This window comes from Pseudoalteromonas sp. MT33b (assembly GCF_014117385.1).
Taxonomy (GTDB): domain Bacteria; phylum Pseudomonadota; class Gammaproteobacteria; order Enterobacterales; family Alteromonadaceae; genus Pseudoalteromonas; species Pseudoalteromonas lipolytica.
The window spans coordinates 407,217-432,306 of the sequence record NZ_CP059832.1 but is presented as its reverse complement, the minus strand read 5'-3'; the positions used below and the strand labels follow the sequence as shown (position 1 = coordinate 432,306).

At 36.0% G+C, this 25,090-nt stretch carries 14 protein-coding genes; 3 read left to right on the top strand and 11 right to left on the bottom strand.

Annotated features, from left to right (window positions below; genetic code table 11):
* Positions 1–108: 108 nt before the first annotated feature.
* From H3302_RS17920 to H3302_RS17910, 3 genes are all read left to right on the top strand, one after another.
* The gene (locus H3302_RS17920; RefSeq protein ID WP_182396753.1) at positions 109–1,356 is read left to right on the top strand and encodes a hypothetical protein; all 1,248 of its coding nucleotides are present in this window, start codon (positions 109–111) and stop codon (positions 1,354–1,356) included.
* Positions 1,357–1,777: 421 nt separating this feature from the next.
* Positions 1,778–2,110, top strand: coding sequence for a hypothetical protein (locus H3302_RS17915; RefSeq protein WP_182396752.1), 333 nt, complete (start codon positions 1,778–1,780; stop codon positions 2,108–2,110).
* Between the two features lie 615 nt (positions 2,111–2,725).
* Positions 2,726–3,097 carry a hypothetical protein gene (locus H3302_RS17910; protein ID WP_182396751.1) on the top strand — a complete coding sequence of 124 codons (372 nt, stop codon included), beginning with the start codon at positions 2,726–2,728 and terminating at the stop codon, positions 3,095–3,097.
* Positions 3,098–3,154: 57 nt separating this feature from the next.
* On the opposite strand, the gene H3302_RS17905 is transcribed toward H3302_RS17910, so the two are convergent.
* The 11 genes from H3302_RS17905 to H3302_RS17855 form a co-directional block, all read right to left on the bottom strand.
* Positions 3,155–4,255, bottom strand: a complete 1,101-nt coding sequence (locus H3302_RS17905) for a cell division protein FtsZ (protein ID WP_182396750.1) — start codon at positions 4,253–4,255, stop codon at positions 3,155–3,157.
* A 63-nt stretch (positions 4,256–4,318) separates the two neighbouring features.
* Positions 4,319–5,230, bottom strand: coding sequence for a YafY family protein (locus H3302_RS17900; protein ID WP_259369927.1), 912 nt, complete (start codon positions 5,228–5,230; stop codon positions 4,319–4,321).
* Between the two features lie 224 nt (positions 5,231–5,454).
* On the bottom strand, positions 5,455–7,269 hold the full coding sequence (locus H3302_RS17895) for an EH signature domain-containing protein (protein ID WP_182396748.1): 1,815 nt from the start codon (positions 7,267–7,269) through the stop codon (positions 5,455–5,457).
* Positions 7,259–7,909, bottom strand: coding sequence for an OmpA family protein (locus H3302_RS17890; RefSeq protein ID WP_259369926.1), 651 nt, complete (start codon positions 7,907–7,909; stop codon positions 7,259–7,261). Before H3302_RS17890 ends, H3302_RS17895 begins: the two co-directional genes overlap by 11 nt.
* A gap of 13 nt (positions 7,910–7,922) precedes the next feature.
* Entirely contained in the window at positions 7,923–9,950 is a 2,028-nt protein-coding gene (locus tag H3302_RS17885) for a chemotaxis protein (RefSeq protein WP_182396746.1), read from the bottom strand.
* Positions 9,951–9,953: 3 nt separating this feature from the next.
* Positions 9,954–10,292, bottom strand: coding sequence for a hypothetical protein (locus H3302_RS17880; protein ID WP_182396745.1), 339 nt, complete (start codon positions 10,290–10,292; stop codon positions 9,954–9,956).
* A gap of 67 nt (positions 10,293–10,359) precedes the next feature.
* A complete protein-coding gene (locus tag H3302_RS17875) occupies positions 10,360–16,635 on the bottom strand; it encodes a DEAD/DEAH box helicase (protein ID WP_182396744.1) in 6,276 nt (2,091 codons plus the stop codon).
* A 2-nt stretch (positions 16,636–16,637) separates the two neighbouring features.
* Entirely contained in the window at positions 16,638–19,886 is a 3,249-nt protein-coding gene (locus H3302_RS17870) for an STY4851/ECs_5259 family protein (RefSeq protein WP_182396743.1), read from the bottom strand.
* 280 nt (positions 19,887–20,166) lie between these two features.
* A complete protein-coding gene (locus H3302_RS17865; protein WP_182396742.1) occupies positions 20,167–21,429 on the bottom strand; it encodes a DUF2130 domain-containing protein in 1,263 nt (420 codons plus the stop codon).
* Positions 21,430–21,583: 154 nt separating this feature from the next.
* Entirely contained in the window at positions 21,584–22,900 is a 1,317-nt protein-coding gene (locus H3302_RS17860; RefSeq protein WP_182396741.1) for an McrC family protein, read from the bottom strand.
* Positions 22,900–25,044, bottom strand: coding sequence for an AAA family ATPase (locus H3302_RS17855; protein WP_182396740.1), 2,145 nt, complete (start codon positions 25,042–25,044; stop codon positions 22,900–22,902). Before H3302_RS17855 ends, H3302_RS17860 begins: the two co-directional genes overlap by 1 nt.
* Positions 25,045–25,090 lie beyond the last annotated feature (46 nt).

Here is a 25,090-nt window from a genome sequence, read left to right as displayed (position 1 = left end):
CTGTTCTTGACCAACTTTCCCAAATGACAGACTATAAGCTAAGTTGAGCATCCACGACTATACAGCCAAATTCTGCTAAAAAGACACTGTTATATCCTAAGGAAAGTTATGGTAATTAGAAACTTGGTGAGGTGTAATTCATGCAAAGAAACGCAGTGGTTAAGAATTGACCGCCCTGAATTAAAGAAGGATACATATCTCTATTCTTGCCCAACGTGTTCAACTGAAATATTTATAGATACGAAAAAAACAAGCAAAGGAATATCTATTGAATCGGATGAATGTGAAACAATAGATTTTGATGAATATCATAATCAAAATCTACCAACAGGAATAGTTACATTATCTTCGCATTACCCCATCTTTACGGATGTTCACCACAAAGAATTGCTCGAAGGTGGATCACCTAAATTATATTACTTTTCAAGAGACATACGTGGTGCTAAAAAATATGATGATGTAATTACTTTTTTCTCTTTGATAAAAGAGCATATGTATGGTGAGCACTCTAGGGTACTAAATGCACTTGAGTCAGGTAATCTTAGCTTAGTTAGAGAACTTTTATCTGCTTCTAAGTTTGAGGCTAACTCAGATATTTTGAAGGCAAACAACGCACAATTAATTTATGAGGTTTACTCGTATTTATCGGTAATATTTTTTACATCCCTAGAAATTGATGATAGGCAAAAAGTCTATTCTGAGTATTATGATGAATTAAATAACTGTATCGATAAAAGCTTAGTCAAATATTCTGGATTGTTAATGGACCTTCATCATAAACATGAATATCTAGAAAATAGATCGAAATTATTTAACTTGCACAAGCGTTTATTTCGCCAAATTGAATCATATATGGCAGGTTTTATATATGAGTATGCATCAGATGATTTTAAAAATGACATTGATAAGTGTCGACTTTATAGAGCTGACTTTGATACTGTAAAATCCCTATATGTTGATATATTTGAATTAATCTCCAAAACATCTACTTATATCGTTCTGATTGCCAACCTTTCAAAACGAGGTGACATTAATCTATTTTCTGATGGTTCTATGTCAGTCAGTAAATTCAAAAAGCTAACTTCTTTTAAAAAACTTCAGTTTCTTAGTGAGTTGCCGCTAGTTAGTTCTCTATTTCAATCCGTTAGCAGAAAAATGAGAAATGAAATAGGACACTTTAGTGCGAGATATGATGTTAAAAGTGGCAATGTGATTTTTGACTCAGGTAAAACTGAAAACTACTTAATATTTTTAAACAACTTACTTCAAGCTATAAAGGCATTGAAAATCGTTTATACGATTTATTCCAAGGTGGATTTGGATATGGAGCAGTACAAAAGCCTAACAAACGAATAAGGTGTACTAGCTCAGACTTAATTTGACAGTAACGTATTAGACCATCAGATCTAACTCATTTTTGTCCAAAAATGAGTTTATCGACCGTCTTCTCCTCGCTCATAGCAGCCTGTCAGATGAAGTCTAAACCTATTCATCGAAACTGTAAGATCAGATATGAGCTACTACACATATCACAAGCCATATTATTCATACAATCTCTTACTTATGGTTGAGTCTAAAAGAAACCGTTCGTTTAATTGATAATCCTCTCAGCTCCTCCCTTTACGGCCAAATCCTCTGCAGCGTTAAGTTTTTTATTTTTCATCAAGTTTGTTTCCTTCTTAGCCGATCGATCAATAAATAATAAATCAGCAGACAATGTAAATTTTGCATAAGTAGCTCGTATTTATTTTCGAAGACAAATTTTTTGGAGATGAATATGACTAACTCAAACGTAGTGGAACTATTTCAGAAGCGACCTGCAGTTGCTAATGATGAAGAATATATTGCTTTATATGAACAAAATGATGGCTACATATATTACGTAAGAAATTATGTAGCTCAGCAAGAGTTTATAGTCGTTAGCGACTCTTTTATGCAAGCGTTGCCTGAAGAGATGCGCCCTGCTACGAACGTGTTTTTCAGTTGTAATTTCTACTTATTGAAACAGTTCAAGCGAGATGTGCAATCGCATATTCAAAACACTGGACAATTTTTATATTTTTATCACTTGTTTGATAAATCAGTTAACGGGTTTTTTGACTCGTTATAACCTAAAGCCAGCTCTGCTGGCTTTTTACTTCAATGATTGCTACTAAAACAGGTTGATTTCTATCCATATAAACATTAATTTTGGTTACTGCTTTAGAATTAATTAGGGCAAATACACGAAGATGGAAAACACAGAAAAAACACAAAGAATTTAAGCCAATGATTTTTATGCGCTAATTGGGTAGATGCATTACATATCACAGTTAATACATTTGTTATTGATGAGTAATGCCATGACAAACCTTACAGGAAGATAAAGAAGTTACGCTTTTAAAACCTTCACCGAAAATTTCAAAACATAACAAAAATTGCAGCCGCGTAATATAGTTTGCAATGAGCAAACATTCTTTGATCTAGATCAAGCTCTACACCCGCATCACGCTCTAATCATTCAAGATTGAATGATTAACTTTAGTCAGGAGCCATCAACCGAACATAAATTGCGTAAAGAGATTAGTGAGCTGTTTTATAACATTTAGAATTGGCTTATCCCTACCAGCGTTGTTAGCAAACTCCACATAAGAAACAAATTTTTCGCAGAAATGTGGCTATGAGGAAGGGTTCTAAATTGGACTTAACCGAGTAATGTCGGGAGATATAATTTTAGGAGTCCTATATGAATAGCAAAGTTGGTATTTTTTGGTTCGTTGAAAACACATTAGTCTATAAAGCTCAAAATGCTATCGACTTAAAGGCAGATCAACTTGGTTTTATCGATAGCCCACTGCAACACCAAGTCGAATGGGAGGAGAATAATATTTACCAATTGTTTGGGTTAACACTATTCAACAGTGACTACTACAACTTTCCCAGAGGCCGAGTTATTTTTAATACAAAGCTCAATACATCGTATGTCTATTTAGACAAAAAATTGTTTAAAAAGTATATAGTTAAAAAGATAAAAGCTAATTTTTTTTGGCGCATACAAACATCAAGTTCTTTACAGATCCTCATTACCATTGCTTTGGTAGTATTTAGTAAAAGTTAAATATTATCTAAATCTGAGCGCTGATACACAGTGTATAAGCGCTTAAAAGTTACAAAGCTATTTACCTGAAGGTGCGGGAGATTGGCTACGTATAAATGCTGGAATATCAAAAATATCATTTTTAGTAGATACAACTCGTTTAGGCGCTTTTTCTGGCTCGGCTTGAGGTGGCGTTTCTTCCCATGAATTAGATTTAATAAGCTTACTTTTTGCACCTGTAGCAATCACTAATATTTCAAAATTATTAGCAAGACTAGTTATTTTGGAAGCACCGCAAATAACCACCGCATTCGGGCTCACTTGTTGGCGTACTGTATCCATAATGGTGTTGTAACTGCCTAATGAAATCTCATCGACACAATTAATTTGTACAATAACACCTGTGCTTGTACTCATATCAACACTACAAACCAGAGGGTTGCTCAGAGCTTGCGTAAGAGCTGTTTGTAAATCGCTTTCATCGGCGCATTTACCTACCCCCAAGACAGCATCGCCTTGTGCATCCATTACTCTTTGAAAGTCGCGAAGATCTACGTTAATTAATCCCTGATAACACAACATATCAATAAGAGACGTAATTAAAGAATGTAAAATTTGATTGCTGTGTTTAAAGGCATCAAATAAGCCTATGTCATTGCCTAGCACTTCAATAAGTTGATCATTTGGCAAAGTAACTACAGCATTAGCATATTGCTTTAATTCATCAAGCCCTTGCTCGGCTACTTTTCGCCTAAAGTCCCCCTCACTGGTAAAGGGTAAAGTGGCAATACAGATTACGGGCTTATTTAGATCTTTGGCTAACTTAGCTATGTATGGGCTTGCGCCTGTACCTGTGCCTCCGCCTAAGCCAGTTGCGCATAAAAGAATATCGCAGCTTTTAATAAGCGTTAATAATTGCTCTTCACTTTCTTGTGCGGCGAGTAGCCCTATTGCTGGGTCTGCACCAGCACCATAGCCGTTTGTAAGCTCTGCACCTATCAACACAAAGTCATCACTTTGAGAGTGTTCTAATACAACCTTATCGGTATTAACGTTATAAAACTTCGTTTGTGGATTTTGAACCTCATTAAAAATGGTATTAACTGTGTTACAGCCACAGCCGCCAATACCAAACACGCCAATAGACAAGCCATCTAACTTTTCAACTAATTCAAACATTGCAGCTCCTTATTTTTTAAAGAGCATAGCAACAAGGTGCGTCAATATTTGACGCACCTAAACTTACTGATTATAAATATTAGCGGCAGCCTTTATTTTTTTAATGACTCTGTTACGAATAACCACAGGCTCGATGACCTCTAACCAATGAGCTAATTTAAACAATTCATCAATTAATTGTTGAGTATCATCTACTTTAAAAGTGAGTAAGGAGGTTTGTGCGTCTAATTGCTGCTTTTCGATTAGCTCTCCAAGCTCTATAAACCCTTGATTAATTGCCGATTGAGTAGGCACTTTGATGACCAAGTTAATTGGCTCTTGGCGTTTACCTTTATTAATTGCCAATCGTAATGAGCTTAACTGCTCAAGATTTGGTTCACGCCGTGTTTTTTGGAGTACCTTAACATTACGAATCCGATATACTGGCATTTGATAGCATTTATCGTGAAGCTCACCCACCATAAACTGCGCCATTAAAATACCATTGTCTTCCTCAAGCCCATAAAAACTGAGTTCAGAAAAGGCCAACCAGTGCGCTTGGTCATATAAAACGCGATAAATCTCAGCACTAACAACGCGCTTATGTTTTATTGCATGTTCGATTTGTTTAACAACCTTGCTGTCAAGATTTACCTTTATTGAAGAACCATGTTCTTGATTCAACCACTCGGGCTTATGGCCATTTAAACGCTGTAACGCAACATCTGCTTTTGCATGAATTGATTGTTTAATATCTACAGGAATATTTTGCGGCAGTAACTGCTCAAGCAATAAATAATGCTGAGCAAGCTCTGTGCTCATCACTGTCGAATTTCCACGCCATTCCTTACTTATAGACCAACCATAAGGCTTTGTTCGCGTGTCTTTTTCAAGGCCAAAACAGCCTTGCTCGTATAAAGATTGCAGGTCGCGTTGTAGCATGCGAGTAGAGAGGCTAACGCCATTTTGTGACAAAAGAACTTGAAGGCTCTTCACTGAAATACTTTTGGGGCAAGAAGGTATAAAGTCTAAAATTGAATTATGTCGGGCAGTCTTCATAATTTACATTTCATACAACTCTTGATTTAAAATATAAAGTTCTTAATTAATTTTTTTAATAACTAAAAAGTTTGCTGCAATATGAAGTACACTAACAATGATGACACATTTAATTCTAGAAAACTGTTGAAGATAACTTCTCTACTGCCAGCAATATTTATTCAAAATTTCTTTTTCCTGCTTGAGTTTATGGCTTTAACTAAGTTCTTACCAGGTACCTCGCGCGCTTTATGTTCTCTTTCCTTAGATGAAGTAAGACCATATTTAATAGCTAAATTAATAGCAAGCTCATAACCACAATCAGCAGACTTAATCACCCAACCTTCTCCATCACGCTTTAAAGTAGGAGAGCTGTTAGGGTTATTAATAATATTCATTCCTAAGAGATACATTGCTTCTGGGTTTCCTTTATTAGCGGATTTATGTAAATAAGTCTCGTATACATGCTTATTACCGTCCAATAAAGCATTTTTAGCTATAGCTAAATCACGATAGCTTTTTTTAACTAAAGGTGAAACCTTTGAGTATTTTTCAGTTTTTTCTTCTTCATTCCAAAACCTTTCATTCCACTCAATTATACGACTTTGCCGCTTCATCAAGCTTTCTTCAGTTGGCTTTGCCATACCGTATTGATGATCGTATTTACCTATACTCTTTGGTAACCCAAAGAAGTGAGTAATATCTGAATTAGGAGTAATATTCAGTTTGGTCCTGAGCAGCTTTTCAAATGCGTACTGCCATAAGTACTCATGATCATGTACATATCCATAAGTCATGTTTCGAATATCTTTCAAAGATAAGTTTTTATTTTCTAATAACCTTATAATATTTCGTTGAGAACGCTCAAAAACTCTAATTTCACTCGCTTGTCCTCGCAAAATTTCTACAATAATATGCTCACCAATTTCAAAAATACATGCTTCAGAATTTTCATTTCGCTCTTCAGGTAGTATTATCAAATTTCGAGAATTTACAACCAAACCTTCACTAATTACTTGATATGTATGCTTAGGTAAAAGTATTTTTATTTGATTAAATTTTTGACTGTAATTTTTCCAAAATACAGAGCGAGCTCTTAATTGATTACCTTGGGTTTCATCAATATTAAGAGCTGAGCTATTGATATCCTTGCTAAGTAACTTAACCAGCAATTCAAACAAGAAATAATTACTTATTTCATACTTTTCCTCTAACACCTTTCGCGATGCTGGTTCTAATTCATACCAGAGGCTTTGCTCCTCACTTGGTAGGCAATTTTCTTTTAACCATGTATCTAATATATTAGAAAAATGAATGTCGCTTTGGACCAGCTCATTGGTTACAGATAACAGTTCAAATCGAGTCAATGGCGAAAATGAAGAAATTAACCATTCAGAACTAATATTATCGAGTGTTTTAGGTAAACTATTAATAAGATTATTAATTAAACCTTTCCTTGTTGCGTTCGGTTTTGCAAGTTTAAGTTTATTAATAAAATTCAACGTTGGACTATTATTAGCCAACGCTAGCTTATTGCAGGAAATGTAATCTGCTTTATAAATATTTGAAAGCCACTCAACTCTCCGGTGATGTCTTTCATGTAGAAATGGCTTCACGATCGATAAAGTATCAAGTAACAACACAGGGTAAGATTTACGTTCTTTTTCAATGAACTGACTGGCTAAAAAGAAAGCCATATTTGCTACTACATCATAGTTATTTATACACTTCCAAAGCAGTATGCTTATTTCTTGCTTTTCCAGTTCATCATCAATATAAATATCATTACAAAAAAGCATTAACCATTCACTTAACGTAATAGCATCTGCCATATCATTTTTGATAACGTTTATTATTTGAGTATATGTTAGAGGGGGAAAGTTAGGCTCTATATTTGATACACCACTGTTTTCAAGATTTGAACTAGCAGATACATTATTCAAGCTATTTTCATTAGGTATGATAGGTGCCCTAAATTTAATACCGCTACTCAACATTTTTTAGACCACTCTGCTCAAATGACCCTAATAACTCCTGACCTTTAAACTGGAACCTAAACATTACTTTTCTATCAGCAGCATTATCAGAGTGTTTATCTGCATCAAGCGGCCCTCTACCTGCTAGTAATGTTTTGTCAAAAAACTCCTGCTTCTTATCAAAATCCATATTATAAATATAATATGAAACACTATTAGCTCTCTTGACACTCAGCTCCATATTATAGCTAAATCCACCTTCACGGCTTGAATGGCCCTCCACAATAATTCGAGAAACTTCATCAGCTATATCTTCACTTTGAAAAACAACATTACTGTATATAGGAATAAATTTATCTAAAAACCTTTTACCACTACCTTTTAACGTATAGTCGCCTTGCTCAAAAAGTACGGAGTCTAAAATTGAAATATCACCAGTTACAGGGTCTGCTTCTACCTCGATATTTGCTTCACTAAGTGCTTTATTAATCCCCTGAATAATTAGGATTCTTTTATTCTTGCTACTTTCTTGAGACTCTGAAATTTGCACAAGCGCACTTATTAATAATAGTGCAAATATCATCAACAAAGCAGACATTAAATCACCTATAGATAACCATGCGCCACTGTCATCAACTTCATCAACTTGTTGGGTACGCATACTAGAAAGCATATTAAGCCTCACTCTCTACAACTGACTTCTCTAGTGCTTTAGCCTCAATTAAAAAGTCTGCAGCCTGAGCTAATCTGTTGTGTATTTTACTAGCCGCTTCATCAAAACCTTTAAAGTAAAGCTCTGTACTTTGGTTAGCTTGCTCATAATATTGATGCATAGCTTTTGGCAAACCTTCAGTTATTTCTTTAAACACAGCACTTGCTTCTGTATATTGCTTTTTAAGCTCACCCACTTGAATACCCGTGTTTCTAGCTATATCTTCAAGCTGAGAGAATGTTGATGATTCGGTCAGTCCAATAGCCTTAACCAGCCTTTCAATCGTTACAACGCTACTTTGTAGGTGTTGGTATTGTGCAGTAAGCTCTTGTAGTAAATTGTGACGGGTTTGATACTCTTGCTCAAACACACCTTTAAACCTATCTACCACCTCTATTAGGTTGTTACGTTGCTTACCAAGTGTATCCTCTAACAAGTTATTTTGTTGATTAAAGAAATCGTTCAAGTTTTCTTGATACTGAGCTCTAAATGTCTCAAGCTCACTTTGAACTGCCCTAGACATATTGAGAACTTTTGTATCTATATCACCTAAACCGATTTGTAATTGCTCTCTAGCGTTATTCATTAGTAGGCTAGCACTTTCAACTGTTTGACTAATCACCTTTGTTTGTTCTTCAAACGAAGCGTTTGTTTTATCTAATAATGCCCCTAATCTATTTTCAACTTCTAAATATAGTTTAGCTTCTTTTTCTGCTCTAGAGTCTAATGATGCTTCTAAATTTTCACCCATTTTTTCAAAAGCATTACCTGCTTTTTCAGTACTACTATCAAATGCAATCCTTTGCTCTTGCATTCCTTTGAGTGCAAGAGATAATATAGAATCAACTTGAGTCGTTATTTCTGTCATGGCAACCTGAGTTTCAGATTTAAATGATGACAAAACATCTTTTAGAGACAGTGCAAATTGTTGAAGCTTTTCCATTGTATTTTGGTTAAAAGTATCAATTGTGGAAACAGTATTAGCTACTTCTGCTAAGGTTTTTTCAACATTTGTATTTAGCTGCTGATTAATTTCATTGCTATGTTTAACAGTATTAGCCGTATCACTAAGTTGCTCTGTAACTGGCTTAATAAGCTTCGTTTCCATTTCATTTACCAAAGACTCGACTAACTGCTTATGATTTAATTCATTGTCAGTTTTCAAAGCTTTTAACTCTGTAGTTAAATCGTTAAATACCGGAACTATATTCTCGACCAATGAGTTATTAACTGCAGAAGATATTTTTTCAGAAATAATATTTCCATTAAACGACTCAGCTAATTGTTCAAACTGCGTTAATTGCTTGGACATATTTTCATTTAACTTATTAAAAGCACTACTTAAATCGACTTGCTCACCAGTATTGGTATTGCTGGCGATCTCATGTAAAACATCTAAAGGAGTAGCTTCTAAGCAATTTTTAGAAAGGAAGTGAGCTACATTTTTACGAGCTATATTAGTACTTGAAATACGCCATTTAAGTATTACGATCATGAAAGCTGATGTAACAAGGCCAGCTAACGAAGTCGCAAAAGCAGTTTTCATACCTGTAAGTAAAACAGCTGCAGAATGAAGTAAGGCTGTAGAGTCATTACCTACATTTCCTAAATCAAATTCTGAAAGCCCTAAGGTAATACCTAAAAATGTACCTGCAACACCTATGCTTGTTAAGAGTGCTGGTATTGTTTTATTAGACGAGTCATATAAGTCACCTGCAATATGGTTTAGTGGTACATTTGTAACCAATAAATTATTGCGTTCTAACAATTTCCCGTTGTCATGTACAAAGCAGTTCTTTAACCATGACCCATTATCAAAGCTTTTTGAGTTTACTAATCCTCTTAACTCTTCAAGCTTACTATTTTGGTTATTAATATAGTTATTACTTTTAAGCACTTCGGATACAGCTACATAAAGAAAAAGAAAAACTATGCATGCACTAAAAATAGCTGTTAGAGGGTCTTGAATAAAGAGCGACAAAAAGCTCATATTTTATACATCCTTATTAAAATATTTGTTTAACTCTTGGTTTGTAAATAATGATTCAGCCAATCTTTTAGGGATATGCTCTGCATCATTTTTAAGGCCAATACTTGTTTTAACTGGCTTATTAAGCCTGACACTGTACAGGTCTTCATCGTGTGCACCAGAATCTGTTGCAAGAGCTAAATAGCTAGCCTCAGGATAAAACCTGAGTAAGTTAGCTTGCCAAGATGATTTTTGCTCTCTGAGCGATATAGTAATCGGGCTATTTTTACCAAAGTCATCCCGAGCCAGTTTCCATGCGTGATTAATAGAAATAATACGCTCAATAATTTGTTCGAACTTCATAGATCAACCCCCTTTTTAAAAGAGGGCTCCTTCTTAAACCAAAATAACTGTCAAAGTAATTCGGTATTTATTTTACTGGGCTAACTGTTAACCACGTTTCCCAATTAGCGCTGTTCACAATACGAGCTTTCCCTAAAACCTCAGCCAGCTTGACTAACTGTTGTTGGGGGTCTTGGTTAAAATCTAACTTATGTAAGCCTCGTTCAGCTACTACTCGCCAATAACCAACGCCTTGATCAAAGGTGATTGTTGATTTATGTCCCCCATCAAACTGTAATGTTAAGCTTCTTCGATGAGGAACTTCATGCTTGTTTACAAGGTTCAGCTTCGCTTTTTCAGAGCAATTGTATTGTAACCACGCGGTGAAAATACCTTTATAGTCATCTTCATAAACCCAATCATGTTGAATAGCATAACCAGGAGGTGCTTTCTTATCCGTGAAACAAGTAATAATATCGATGTCAACATGGTTACTACCTGGTATTGCAGACAACAATTCAGACAACATCATCATACTTGTTGGACTTTGAATATAGCGATCAGTATAGGTCATTGACTGTAAAGTCTTTGTTGTTAATAGCTTTTCCAAGTCTGAATTGGCAGCCATTAAATGAGTTAATAATCTTTTACCAAACCCGATAAGTGGACCGTTTAATTCATCAAGTACTGAAATCTCAGCAACACCAGCTTCCTTTTCAGCATTAAATGTAACTTGCTGACCGGTAACCTCTGGATACTTTTCTGTTTGTATTGTTATGTCATTACTAACTAACCAACTGTCTCCAGGTAGTTGAGCTAATTTATCTAAGTTAGCAATCGTAATACATTGCTGATCACTGATAGCCTGAAATGCTATTGGGTAATTATTTTTTGTCGAAAAGATTTCAACACCAATACCTTCTAATTCAGATAAAAAAGCAGAAACCTCTTTGTTGAAATGTGCATCAGGCACTATAACTTGAACTTTAATTTGATCAGCTAAATAACTATGGAAAAGAGACTTATATTGACCTACAGAGGTATCCCATTCATCTACATTTTCTGTGAAAATAAATTTAATAACGCTAGGTTTGCCCCTAACTAATTCACTAAGTTTTTCTTTTAATGTACCGGCAACATATTTAACTGGAACACCATGACCTAACATTTGATGGTACTCGTCAGGTAAGGCAATGTATTTTTGAATATTGCCTAACCACTCTAATCCAGCTTTTCGGTTTAATAAGTCTATGTCATGTCGAGAATCTGATTCTAAAAGGCACTTATGACAAAAACGCTCACAACCTTCATCACAATCTAAAATATTTCTAGCTTTTCGAAGTAGAGTTTCAATGCTATCTTTTGCAGATATTGAAAAGCCTGCACCTCCGCTTACCATATCGAATAATTGAATTGCATAGCCTTTAGCACTTTTATCAATTAGGGTAGGTCGACTACCATATCCGACCTCATTAACGGCAATACCCAGCTCATTGACAAGTGCTTTGCGTAACGCAACTGCAAGCGTGATTGCAATAGACGTATCATCGAGATATTCATTAGTCATTGGATTACGCAAAACTAACTCAAATACATCTGTCGTGGTGTTATAACCTAGATGAATTTCCTGTAAAATTTTTCCCGTGGCGGTACATTCAGGTTTTCCTTTCTCATCACGCTGAAATTTAGTCGGCATTGGTGGCCTATGTTCTTTTTCAAGTGAAAGGGTTTTAGGCAATTCAGACGTTGACGTCATCGATTCGGCTTTACCACAGCTTAAACACACACCATACCCTTTCCCATGTAAGCCTGAGCTATGGTGAAATACATTCCCTGATGAATCACTTACCATAAAGCCTATTTCGGGATTAGGTAATGGAATGTGTGTTCCTTTACCCATTACCCAGGGGGCTTTTACAGGGACATAATGTGTATTCGCAACGTTATTTGTGGGCTCTCGATAAAAGTCCACCACAAACCCTGTGGGCTGAATGACTTTTCGCTGATTTTCTGGTTTTATTGGTTCACCACATTTGACGTTAGAGCACAAAATATTATTCTGTTTGCTTAAATCTGCTTCGTAACCTGTTTGCCCGCAACTATCGCAGCGCCATGCTACATCAAACTTTTGAGAGTCTGTTCCGCCTTCCACATGAATATTTTGCCAATTAAGTGAAATACCTGCTGACCTATGAACTCGGCCATCCAAGACTAATTCAGTTCCAGGCGCAAACTCACGAATAGCAACCGCTAAGTTGCGGCTGGGCATGCCACGACTAACCGAAACATTATCTTCTCGTTCCATACCTTTTTCTTGACGATTGTTGGGTTTATCTTCTTCTTTTCGCTTCCAATCTATCCATGAGTCAACTTTGATATTTACAACATCAGTCGGGAACCCATAACCAGGTAAAAAGCCACGAGTTGCTAAATCCCTTAATAAGTATTCCTTTATCAATCTGTTTTTATCATTTTTTAATCTGTATCCATAAGGTCCTTCAGGATCAGTGTTAGTTAATTCATTTTCAATATAGGTATACTCACCAACCCACCGAGCGGCTAAATCTTCTATTTTGGTAATAGTATCGTTACATAACGATTTCACCGAAGCACTCGTAAGTACAGTCCCTTGAACCAGTAATTTAATTTCATCCAGTAACGTCGTCCTCAAGCCATTAATCCAATCTACAAACTTTTTATATACAGGCTTTTCAGCCTCGCCTTTGAAATAAAACCATTGCAGATTTAAAAATAATTTTTCTTTATTAGTTGTGCCAATTTCTTCTCGCAAGAATGTACCTAATAAAAATGAATTTACATGACGCTGTACAATTTTTTTAGAACTAAATGTCACTGTAGGAGCGGCTATCTCTGTTGTAAACGGCCACTTAGGATTATTAAATACAGATTGGTCATGAGGATTGCTTTTACATATAGTAAAACCAATTGCCCGTGATTCACTCGACCGCCCAGCACGACCTGCTCTTTGCAAATAATTTGCTGGGTGCGGTGGCACGTTATTCATAACAACTGCACTAATGCCGCCAATATCAACCCCCATCTCCATTGTGGTGGAACAGTTTAAAACATTTTTATGCCCGTTTTTAAAACGTTCTTCGTAACGCTCTAGATTGTCAGATGATTGCTGCGCAGAGTGCTCTGCCGTTGTATAGTAAAAGCCTCCTTCTACCGCACTATCGTTAATATCTGTCCAAAGGTTCTGCTCTCGTAAAAAGTTAACTTTTTCATCGTTAGCAATGTTTTTACGAATTTCAGCAATATATCTAGAGTTATCTGAGCTAGTATCAAACTCCCAAATTGAAGGCAATACCACGGGTTTACAAATATAATCGTCAGAACTTTTATTGGCCGGCATGTAGGGCGATAAATCAGCAAACACAGTATCGATGATTTTATTCGTAACAGGGCAAATATATGCATTTTTCAATAAACTAAATTCAACCGTATTTAAGTTTAATTGGTATTGTTTACCTGCATATTCATTAAGGGTGCGAGTTTTGACTAAGTCATGCCAGGCCGACTTTAACCAGATATTTAGTTGGTCCTCTTCTCTTTTACCAACGTTTTTGAACTTAGCGGCTTTTATAAGCAAGTTCACTATACGCTGCTGCCGAGAACTCTTTGCATTAAATAACGGCCAAGACTTAACTCTGTCTTCATTATCATCTTTGGAATCTGGGCTAATTAAAAACTTGGGGTAAAAGTGCATGCCTACCCATCGTGATATTTCGTCTGGAATGCCCACAAATGTATTTTCCCGTACATAAAAGTCCATACAAACCTTTAAGTAGTTTTTCCAATCTTGTAGGTTAAAATTATTCTCAACCCAGTGCTCTGGAACTTGCGTGATAGTTTCAATACCAGGATAAATTAACTTGACTAAACCTTGAGTCTCGACGTTATTTCTATTTTTAGGGCGGCGTGCAACTTCACGAGTTAAAATCATCTCTGAAAGCTTAGTTGCATCATTTAAAGAAAAAATTTCACGTGCAAGATAATGATTTTCGTAGGTCATGGAATGCGCAATATTTGCATCCCCTTTTAAAACCTCAATCATTTCCTTCCAAGCTACAGCAATTGGTGTCAAACTTGGCTGTGTTTGAGACTGAATTGCAGTTATATACTGCTCAAGAGCTATAGCATCATCAGGTTTAACTTGCTTAATCGAAGGCAGTATTACTTTTAGCGTGTCAATTGACATGGATTGATACTCTTTGACTTTAGCTAAAAGACTAGAATCTATATCCATTTTTTCTTCAAGGTGTTTTTTGAGTTCTCTAACTAACGCACCTCTAAAATACGACCTCTCTGCTTCTTGCTGCATACTCACTGATATCTTAGCTGTACCTTGGCGGCTATCGGTAAAAGTAATTAGTCTACGGCCACGTGCAGGCAATTCATTTGGACCAAATTGTGTAGTGTCGCTATCTTTATCTGGTTCAAAATCTGGGCAATACTCTAAAATTGTTGGAACAACATTTGTTGTATAAAATGGTGACCCAAGCAGTGCACGCCTAAAGGCTTTTGCGCTTTTACCTCTACCTGTATAACCACAACTTACACACTCTTGGGTATCTTGATTTCTTTCAAATAAAGTAATTTCGCCATCCCCCATTAGGCCAGATTGGTCGAAATTAATTTTTTCACAGTAACCATGCTCTTCATTTTCTTTAGCGCTAAATACAACTGCAGGTGACGTTTTATAGATTGAACTCCTAGCTTCGTTTTCACCATCTTGCGATTCGTCTTCCCTATCACCTTCAGCTAATGAAAATTCATCATTATGGCTATTTATCCACTGTTGAATATGAGAATGGCTATCATAAGCCCCGAGTAAATGCGGCTCATTACAGTCTTCACAAAACGACAACTCAAGCACGGGTGCTGTGCATTCACAACGCATTCTATGATTAGAGTAAACATTGCCAAACGGCCAATTTTCTTTAAGCTCAGAATTTTGTTTGTAGCTACAATTTTTATCTATGCACGCCCATAAACCATTTAAAGTTCTCTGAAAATAATGAGCTCTTAGTTTTAAAAAGGCTTCATCATTTTCATTAGGTTTGGTTGCAGTGCAAACATCAATCCAATGATAAATTTCATCTTCGCTTAATTTGAAATTACTCAACCTTTGCTGAATTTCTTTAATTGTTTTTGGTGCAGATTTAGGCTCAGTTAACATCGAACGCAAGGCTACAGCAATTTCACTACTCTCGAGTGCCTCATAGCGTAGCTTTGATACATCAGGGTTCTGTTTACCCTTTTTATTCTCTGACGGTTGCCCGTCAGGCTCTATTTGCATTATATGATCTAAGGTTAATACACGCTTGGCTCTTTTTTCTAATGGCGGTACAACACGCTGCCCACCAATAACATCAACTTGATCAACCGAAATATTAGCTAAACTGGCGAGATACGTTTTTAACTTTTCTTCCGCTTCAGCACCAGCTATGGTTGCAGATGTAGCTACAAATCGAATGTTTTCTGGTTTTACCTCAAAAGATTGCATTACACGTCGTAGTTGCAAAGCTAACTCGGCGGCTTGTGAACCAACATAGGTGTGTGCTTCGTCAAGCACTATCCAGCGAAGTTTGCCCTTAGATTTATTAATAATAGGAGCATCTGTTTGCCTTACCAGCATATACTCAAGCATCGTGCCATTTGTTACTAGAATGGGAGCTGGGCTCTCTCGTAAACCGTTTCGACACATTACCTCTTGCGGCGTTTCTTTTTGCCTTTGTTTTTGTTTGCTATTCAAATGTTCAGGTGTTTTGCCATTAAACAAACAGAAGCGTATATCTCCGTTAAAATGCTGAGTCCATGCATTTAAGCGCTCTTGTTGTGAGTTGATCAATGCATTTAAAGGATACAAAAAAATCGCTCTAACCCCCTCTAATTGCTGTTTAGTGTGTGCCAATTCACGATATAAGTCCTCTAGCACCGGCACCATAAAACACTCAGTTTTACCGGAGCCCGTACCACTGGTAATAATTCGCGACTGTACGTTTTTAGCTAACAGGTCATTCCAAGCTTTATATTGATGAGCAAATGGGCTCCAGCTCTTCTTGAATGCATATCGTTTGTTTATATCAGAGTCCAGAGCGTCGACAACAACCTGAGATAACAAATCTTCATTTACTAAATCCTGCATCTGAAATTTAGTATTTCGTTCCCAACTGAACATTTGCTCAAAAACAGGGCCGTGAACAAAAGGCTCATCCGTTTGCATTTTATTATTTAAGTGATTCCTCAAACTTGGGTTATTAATGCCTAATACACTCAACGTAGCTTCTTTAGCTTTAGCATTTGCTTGTTTTTTTAGTGTTGAGAAAAAATCATTCATATTTATTGTTCCGAAATAAAAAAGCACAATGCACATTGATAAACGGCATCAAACCAACTTCTGTCAAACTCTATTAATTGGCGTAGTAAAAAATAATTAACTTCTTTACACCTAAGGACTTCTTCCCACTCTATATTCGTTGAAGCAACTGCGGCAGCTGCAATAGGAAAATACATAACTGAATGTTGAAAACCATTAGGTACATCAAAGAGAGCAAGCTCTGAATAATTAGTGTTAACCCAGTTACTTAACTGATTATTAAAGTGTTGTGGCCAGCGCACTGTTTCGCCTGAATTATCTCTCAACAGCTCATCACGCCAAATACCAACCAGTGCTGGGTACATCAATTTATTGTGAGCACTTAATGTGAATAAGTCAGGTAATGACAAATAATTGCAGATAGCTTCTAATTTTTCTTCGATATATTTAGTAACTAGGAGTTTTGGTAATCCCAGTTTTTCCAAGTTTAATTTGTATAATTTTTTACCTGCTTGCCACATGCTTAAAGGAAGTAACTCCCACACTACGTTAAATTCTGTCTGTAAAACTTGTAAAACATGAGCAACATTTAATTTTGTTGCAAAAGGTAAAATAGCAAGACACTTAGGATTTCTCGCTAGAGCTTTAAATGCTTCAAATGTAAGCATTGGTAAGTGTGTGTTATTTTCAAGCAAACTATCAAAATAACGCCACCCTGAGTGCTCAATGTCCATTGACATTAAGTTTAAAACCTCGTCAAACGCAAACTTATTAAACACTGGGTGAAACATTTCAGCTGCTTTACCTAAAGATCTTATCTTATCAGATGAACTTGCTTGTTTAGTTGGTGGAATAAATACAGGCCTAAATTGCACGCTTGATTTTTGTGCAGGTACCGCAAGTTTTGGAGTATCAATTAAAAAAGGTAACTCAAAGGAGCCAATATGGGCACCACCAGATGTTCTTTGTACTAAAGGAAGTGGTTTTTCTTCTGGATTGGCTAAATTAATTAATTCAACTTTTAAGCTTGAAAAAGCAATATCAGAATTTGCATCGAACGTTAGTATGTTTTGTTCTCGTCTGCCCGTTAATGCAAACCAACCGATAGTATATTGTTTAGTCTTCATCCCAGGCGCGCTAATCAGCATTCTTACCACTTCATCAAGCTCTGAAGATTGAGCCGTAGCTAGTAACTCTTTGATTTTCTCTCGCAATTCAAAAAGGTTTACTTCTTCAACAAACTTATCAACCTGATAATTAAATACATAGCTTGCCTTACCATGTGCACTTGTTGGTGCTTTTAACTCAATTTCAAATGTTGTGCTTACGTTGTGCGGCTCTTTATATAAGTTGATTCTCGCACCTAACAAATTATCAACCGAAAAATGGAGAGGTAACTCTTTACCATTGCCATCAAATAATAATGCCCCTCTACTTGGGAATGGTATTTTTAAATCTATAGGTTCGGCTAGTAAATTTGCTTGTACAGCAATATTAAAATATGGTGGTGGGGTTTTATTGGCCAATAAGTTAACACGCTTACCATCGTTAATCTCTACTGACTTAGCACTTAAATCACCGGTTACTTTATAAATAAACTTGTGTTCACTAGTGATAAAAACACTACCTTCATTCGAGTTTTTACCAGCTTGTAAATTCAAATCAAAGTCAGTGGGCAGAATAGCTAGTTTGCGCCTATAAAGTGTTTTGTTACCATGCTTTACCCTTAAAATTTGGCGACCATAGAAACCAGCGCTATAACTAACTTTTCCTAACTCGTGTTCACCCAAGTATATTTGCGATTGTGGTAAGTCACAGCTTATTTTTGGTAAGCCTTTATATACTGGATAACCTTTTTCTGTTGTAAATTGAATCTCTTCACCAGCAATATTTAATAACTCTTTGTGGAAGCTATCTTCTTTTGTTGATATTTCATAAATATCACTATGTTCATCAAAAGCATACTTTACTGTTAGCTCACCACTAAAATTCAATAATCGATAATCTAATTTTTCAGAATCCTCAAGCAATGTGGCATGTCCAAGGTCTATTTGTGCCTTTTTTGAAGTGACCGTAGTAAGTGAATTTGCCTTTTTACTTTTACTACCCATGCTATAAACAAGTTGTTTATCGCTATCCGTAGTTAATATAATGGGCATTTCTTCGTGTTGAATTGCAGACGATGGAATTTCCTCAATATAACGAACACTCCCCGCTTGCATAATGACTAACTTTAACTCTGCGTCATTTAAGCTACGCCTAAATTGAGCGGATAGTTTACGCATACGTAAAACAACATGGTCATTAACAGGCTCGGCGCGAGCCATACCTAAATCAGCTATTTGGTTATGCCCTTCATAAATTAAAACTTCAACCATCGGTGCAGCTAAATCTTGCTTGTTAAGGGCAACCGTAAATTTGTTGCTTACAGTGACTGAGGCCGCAAATGTTAATTCGTCTCCAGGCACTAACCACTGTATCAATTTTAAGCGTTCAGTTTTTTTCCTATACTCTTTTCGTTGCTCAGCCGCTGAGTTAAGTAAACCTGATAGAAAGTCATCTCCCGTTTTATTGTCAAATGGTATAGGAAAACTTACCCGCCATTGGGGTAAAGTTGAGTCTAAAAATTGAGTTGGGTTTGACTGTTTCTCAAGTTCGTAAGTATCTATTAACCCATATAAATTACTTACCATGTCATGCAAGAGTTCAATGGTACTGAGTTCTTTAAAAGCATCTGGCATTCTCATCAATTGTTGTTCAATTAATGGAATGGGGGATTGCCCAAAGGTTTTAGCCTTGTCATAGTCACTAAGTAAACGCTTAAATAAGCTTTGGAAGCGACTACCCTGCTCAGCTAGCAACCCAAAAGGTAACCCACCTTCAGAATATACTGAGCCTAAATAATCATTTCTATCGCTGCTATGTTTATTTATTGGGCGCTTCCAAAAAGTTAGCCCTTTTATAACGACAGTTGACCTATGATTAGCATCTAGTTCATAACCAAGTTGCTCAAAAATACCCAACCAAGCCCAACCAGATTTATACTCCCGGCGATACCATTCTGCACCAAACAAACAAAAACAAGCACACCAGTCTCTATCTTTAAAGGTTACTGTTGATGGTTTTCGGTATTTTAAAAATGACTTTAAATTAAAATATTCATTTTCAGATACGTGGAGCGTAAACAAGGGCCCGCCAGTAACTGAGTCTAAATTACGAGAAGAAAGAAACTGAGAAAGCCATTGAGATGGAGTTAAAGATTTATTTTGCACAGGGGACTCCCTCATCAATTGATGTATTAGCTGTATATAGAGCTAGGGGTAATAGGATGATTGGCTCGTTTGATATTTTTATTATCCGAGCAGAGCTATAAATAGAGGGGTAACGCTGAGGTATCGTCACTGCAAATCCTTTTCACTACTTCCCAACCTTGGGGTAACCAATACTACAATCGTTAATCTACCATTCATTTAATTAAGATCAAATAGTTATGCGACTAATAAATCTTTTCTGTTAGTTAAGAGCAGTATGCTCTTAACTAACTTGGGGCTATTATTCAAGTGCGCCTATCTCACCCAACATTGGCATACCACCATGCGAGAGGCCCTGCAGCTCACCACAAATCGACATCATTTGCGATGTAATACCTGTTATTTGCCCTTCACGCTTTTTCCATATTCTTTGCATCGCATTTCGTTCTTTCTCAAGTTCACTTTTCATTTGTTCTTGGTGATCAACAACAGCCTTTATTCGTTGAACAAATTGAGGACTGCATATGTAATCATAAATAGCTTCCATTTGTTCATTTTTACCCGCACTAACCGTTTTTTGGCGCTGTGATTCTAAAAGTACGATTCTAAGCGCCTCACTAAGCCCTTTTGCTAAAGCAGGTTTAACTAACCAAACCCCATCAATCATTATCATGGGTTCATTATTATTAGCAGGAAATACTGTTGTCACTAGTACTCCAATATCACCGGCAGCATTTTGTACATCTGTTTTAAGTTTGCTAACCCAAGTGTTTGACCAGTTTTCAGCTCGCTTTGTTTCCCACACTATTTTTCCACATACAGTTCCTGAGCGCATGCAAACTGTTTGAATAACATCAGCACCTTTAGCACCTTTTTTTACAGGTTCAATAAAATCAAGCGGATATAACTGTGCTAGTGTAGTCTCTAGCTCAAGTTCTAAAACTTCACCTTGTAGTTGTTGTGATCCCTGCTCTAGCTTGCGTTTAAGTTCGTTATTAGCTTTGGAAGCATCATCAATTTTTTTACGATACTCTGCTTCTTTTAATTTAAACTCATTAGCAGCATCATCACGCAGTAACTGCTTTTGCTCCTCAACTTTGCGAGCTAATTCTAGCTCATAGTTTTTTTGTTTATCTTCAAGCTCTGCTTTGGCCTTTCTGAGTTTAAGCTCTTCATCTCTAAATCGATCTAATTGTTCATCTTTAGATTTTATTGATTCCTCAAGGCTTTGCTTCTCCAGCTTCACCTTTTCAAGCACGCGTTGCTCTGCTTTAATTTTTTCAGATTCAATCTTTGTTTTAAGTACCTCTTGGCTTTGCTTGCTGTCTTCTAGCTGTTCATTTAATTGAGCTAGTTGCTGCTGAAATACTTTTGACGCTGATTTTTCTGCATCTTTTGTGGCTTGGGCTTTAATAGCCATTAATTGCTGGTTTAGTAGTTGCTCATACTCACTTTCGTGCTGCTCAATTAAATGCTTTGCTATCGCATCTTTTACATGAAAATCAGTATCACAATGAGGACAGGTTATTGAATCGTTTGCATTAAGGATAATTTTGGAAGTCATGGCTGAGCCTTATAATAGTTAAACACAAATAAACTATTACAAGCTTAGTGCCAATGTATAACTCACTGTTTTTCATATAATTTAAACTTACAACCAAATTTAAAATGGGAATAATATTACTTTTATGTAAATAAAATCACTATCAAATAAGACCTTAACTTAAACTGCTCAAATCTATTCTATTTTCACATTCAACTTTTATATCAAAAGGAACAACCCAAAGCTTTAATGTACCACCTTCATAGTTAAAGCTATGTGGGAGTGTTGTACTAAACGCATCTGTTTTTGGGTAAATAAGGACTAAGCGCCCTTTACCATTTAAGTAGGTATGACCATAGCCAAGCATCTGATAAAAGTCAGCCTGAGAAAGCCCAAACTTGTCTTTTCGTTTAGAATTTTTCTCGTTTATTAATTTCCATTTTGTATCAAGCACAATGTCATTACTTTTATCAATATTACTTTTGCGTGAGATATATAAGTCCGGTTTTAATAAAAAATATGGTGTATTACCATAATCAACTAAAGACTTTGTGCTCACCTGGGCAGATATCTCACCCAAACCTGTAATATGCTTTTTTATATACTGAGCAACAAAGCTCTCAAACACCGCTTCCATAGGAAACAACAACGAAAATGCATTGCGCTTGCCTTGCAAAGTTAACGGAGAAAACCCATCAATAATTAGCCTTGCCCACGCCAGTGGGGCTTCGTAATACTTCATTCCTCTATCTAACTTAACGCTGGCAAAGTCATTTTTAACATTATTACTTAGTGGTATATCTGCAAAAGCAAATAACAACTCTTGCAGTAGCTTTTGGTTATTAGCACTTCGGCTATAGCCTTTCACCTTTACAAGTGCAGTGTATATTAGTCGATTAACCGGCCTATTTTGTAAGTAATCTTCGTACTCAACATAAAACTTATGTTTATTAATAAAGTTATGCTTAACTTGCTTTCCTACCAAAAGTTTACCTTTTAAAAAGGCAACGTTATCTTCTTTTAGTACATAGTCACTTTTAAGCCCGCGCTTTATTAAGGTATTTACAGAGGCTAAAAACTGGCTAATAAAAACCTCTAGTAAAGGTATTTTATTTTCAGCTAAATTCGCATTATTAGTTTGTAAGTGCCTAAACTGCTTAAGTGATTTAAGCATCATTAGCAATGACGCACGCGAGGAGCTGTCATCACTATTCTTAGCTACTTTAGGCAATACCTCTATTTGGGTTCCATCGGGAGTAAAAATAACACCAGCATAGTTTTTAACTTGTAATACTTCACAGCTATCAACTTGCCTTAGGCGCATAAATCGGCTTTCTGAGTCATCACATAAACATAACTTTTTTAAATAATTATATGCATCTCTAGAAATAGGCTCTATCTGGGGTGATGCTTGTACTTTGTCACTTTCATCATCACCATTACCCAAATACCCAAACTCAAAAACAGTAGTTTGCTTTTTAACTTCCAACATTAGTGAGCACTCGAAGATGTAACTTCACCTGCATCATCACTAGTGTTCGCTGGGCTTTTAAGCAATGTGTCGTCATAAATAGCTTGATAAGCTTTCGGACTATTCCATACTGAATCTAGAGCGTTAAAATCAGCTAAGGTGTATGTGGTTTTCGTGTCTTCGTAGGTTTCTAAACCATGATTTTCACCAAAAATATCGTTATATTTTTCACTTTCCGATTTCACAAAAATATATTGTTCTAATTCACTTTTTTCTTTTCGGTTGTCACCTAATACTAAGCGAATTTTATTCCAGTCTTCAAAAAAGTACTCTTCAAGTAGAGGTATAATTTTATTTTTAAACGTGCTTTTAAGTTCAGTAAATGCGCTTGCCTCTGCATCGTCCTCACCACTATCTAAAGCGTTTAAAACAGGGATTAAAAAAGCATGCCCCAATGTATGCTCTCGGTCGTAGAGCACCTCAATACGTTTATTCATTGTCTCAAGTAGCTTCTCTAGATTAATCCCCTTAACTACTTTGCCTTTAAACAATTCAAGTTGAGGCATCATTTCAACAAAATCAAAACGACGGCGCAGTGCCGTGTCCATCATGGCTAATGAGCGATCAGCTGTGTTCATAGTGCCAATGATATAAAGATTATCAGGAACTGAAAATGGGTTTCCTGAATGAGGTAAAGTTACTTTTAATGTTTCTAGGTTATTTTTTCCGGCTCGCTTAGATGGCTCAATTAGCGTAATAAGTTCACCAAATATTTTTGAAATATTACCTCGATTAATCTCATCAATAATTAAAACATAATTATCTTTAGTCTCTGGAAGTGATTTCTGGCCAAGTGATATTTCATTTTTTTCCATAAGCTGAAAAAAGTCAGCCTCTGTAAACCTATCAAGCTCGTAAACTGTTTTTTGAACTAGGTTGGTATTATCATTTAAAGAATGAATATCAAGGTCAAGATCCGTTTTCAACCATTCAACAGGTAAAGTATGGCGAAAGTCATTTCTATCTAATATCCCTTGTTCTTTATATTCGTAATCCCCCTTAACAACACCAACAGCCTGAATAGTCTTCGCACTACTTATACATAATAATAAGTCACCTTCATTAATCTCAGAGCAAAACTGAGTAATAGTATTTTTATTTTGGCTAGTTAGCCCTTCAAAGTAAGCATTCTCTTCAGGAGAGCGCTCATCTTGTGCCATATCACCGGTATGCCCCCAACCAATAGCAGCCACATTATTTTTAAAACAATAGTTTTTAATCGTACTAGGCTTTACACCATCAATAGATATCTTCCAAATTCTCGGGTTTGCATTAAGTTCGAGGCTTTTCTTAATATTTGTGTTAGCAGCATCATCACTGATTTTTTTAAATACACCTGGTAGAACTTTATATTCTATTTGCTTTTCTTCATTTGTAAGGGCACGCAACCCCTCTACAAACTCTTCATAACCATAACTTTGGTGGAATGTTACAAAACGAATACGATCATCATCTACTAGAGATTTATAGAGTTTTATAAGCTCTTCCCTTTGATCTTTTGATGCACCTAGTGATGGTTTAATTTCTAGCGTTTTGTATTTTTCAGGCTCAGCAGCTTTTACTGCAGCTTCAATTGTATGGTAAGTCTTACCTGTTCCTGGAGGGCCATATAGAATTTGATTTAAAGGAGAAGGCTGTATCTCGTTAGCACATTTATGCATATCATTTTTTATAACCATATCTGAACTCTTTTCACCTTTAAAATAACTAATTGGAGTATTTTTACTACCTTCCATTTTATGTCTGAGTTTACTTTTTATGCTCTCTAAAATAGAGCGAAGCTGATCAATAGTTACTGGATTTAAGACCCTATTTTCTTCTTTTACAACATCTTCCTTTAAAGAAACTCTTAAAGCATCTTTAGTAAATTTTATTGTGATTTGTGGAGTCCCATCACTTTCTTTTGAAGTCTTGATCCCAAACCTAAAGGCATGTTTATAACTACCTTTTTCATTATTAATTGTGTAACAATCGCATTGTGGAAAATATTCACGAATCAAATTAAAAGAATCAACAAACAATTTTTTTTGTTGATCGCTTTTAGATAATAAAAATATCTTACTGTTGTCATCCATATTTGCTGTTAAAAACTCTTTAAATTCCATTTTTACCCTTTTCTTTTGCATAAGCTGTACAGGAAATACATCCACA

Coding starts and splice junctions, on each gene's coding strand:
- H3302_RS17920 (WP_182396753.1), top strand. CDS start 109: ATGGTAATTAGAAACTTGGTGAGGTGTAATTCATGCAAAGAAACGCAG.
- H3302_RS17915 (WP_182396752.1), top strand. CDS start 1,778: ATGACTAACTCAAACGTAGTGGAACTATTTCAGAAGCGACCTGCAGTT.
- H3302_RS17910 (WP_182396751.1), top strand. CDS start 2,726: ATGAATAGCAAAGTTGGTATTTTTTGGTTCGTTGAAAACACATTAGTC.
- H3302_RS17905 (WP_182396750.1), bottom strand. CDS start 4,255: ATGTTTGAATTAGTTGAAAAGTTAGATGGCTTGTCTATTGGCGTGTTT.
- H3302_RS17895 (WP_182396748.1), bottom strand. CDS start 7,269: ATGTTGAGTAGCGGTATTAAATTTAGGGCACCTATCATACCTAATGAA.
- H3302_RS17890 (WP_259369926.1), bottom strand. CDS start 7,909: ATGCGTACCCAACAAGTTGATGAAGTTGATGACAGTGGCGCATGGTTA.
- H3302_RS17885 (WP_182396746.1), bottom strand. CDS start 9,950: ATGAGCTTTTTGTCGCTCTTTATTCAAGACCCTCTAACAGCTATTTTT.
- H3302_RS17880 (WP_182396745.1), bottom strand. CDS start 10,292: ATGAAGTTCGAACAAATTATTGAGCGTATTATTTCTATTAATCACGCA.
- H3302_RS17875 (WP_182396744.1), bottom strand. CDS start 16,635: ATGAATGATTTTTTCTCAACACTAAAAAAACAAGCAAATGCTAAAGCT.
- H3302_RS17865 (WP_182396742.1), bottom strand. CDS start 21,429: ATGACTTCCAAAATTATCCTTAATGCAAACGATTCAATAACCTGTCCT.
- H3302_RS17860 (WP_182396741.1), bottom strand. CDS start 22,900: ATGTTGGAAGTTAAAAAGCAAACTACTGTTTTTGAGTTTGGGTATTTG.
- H3302_RS17855 (WP_182396740.1), bottom strand. CDS start 25,044: ATGGAATTTAAAGAGTTTTTAACAGCAAATATGGATGACAACAGTAAG.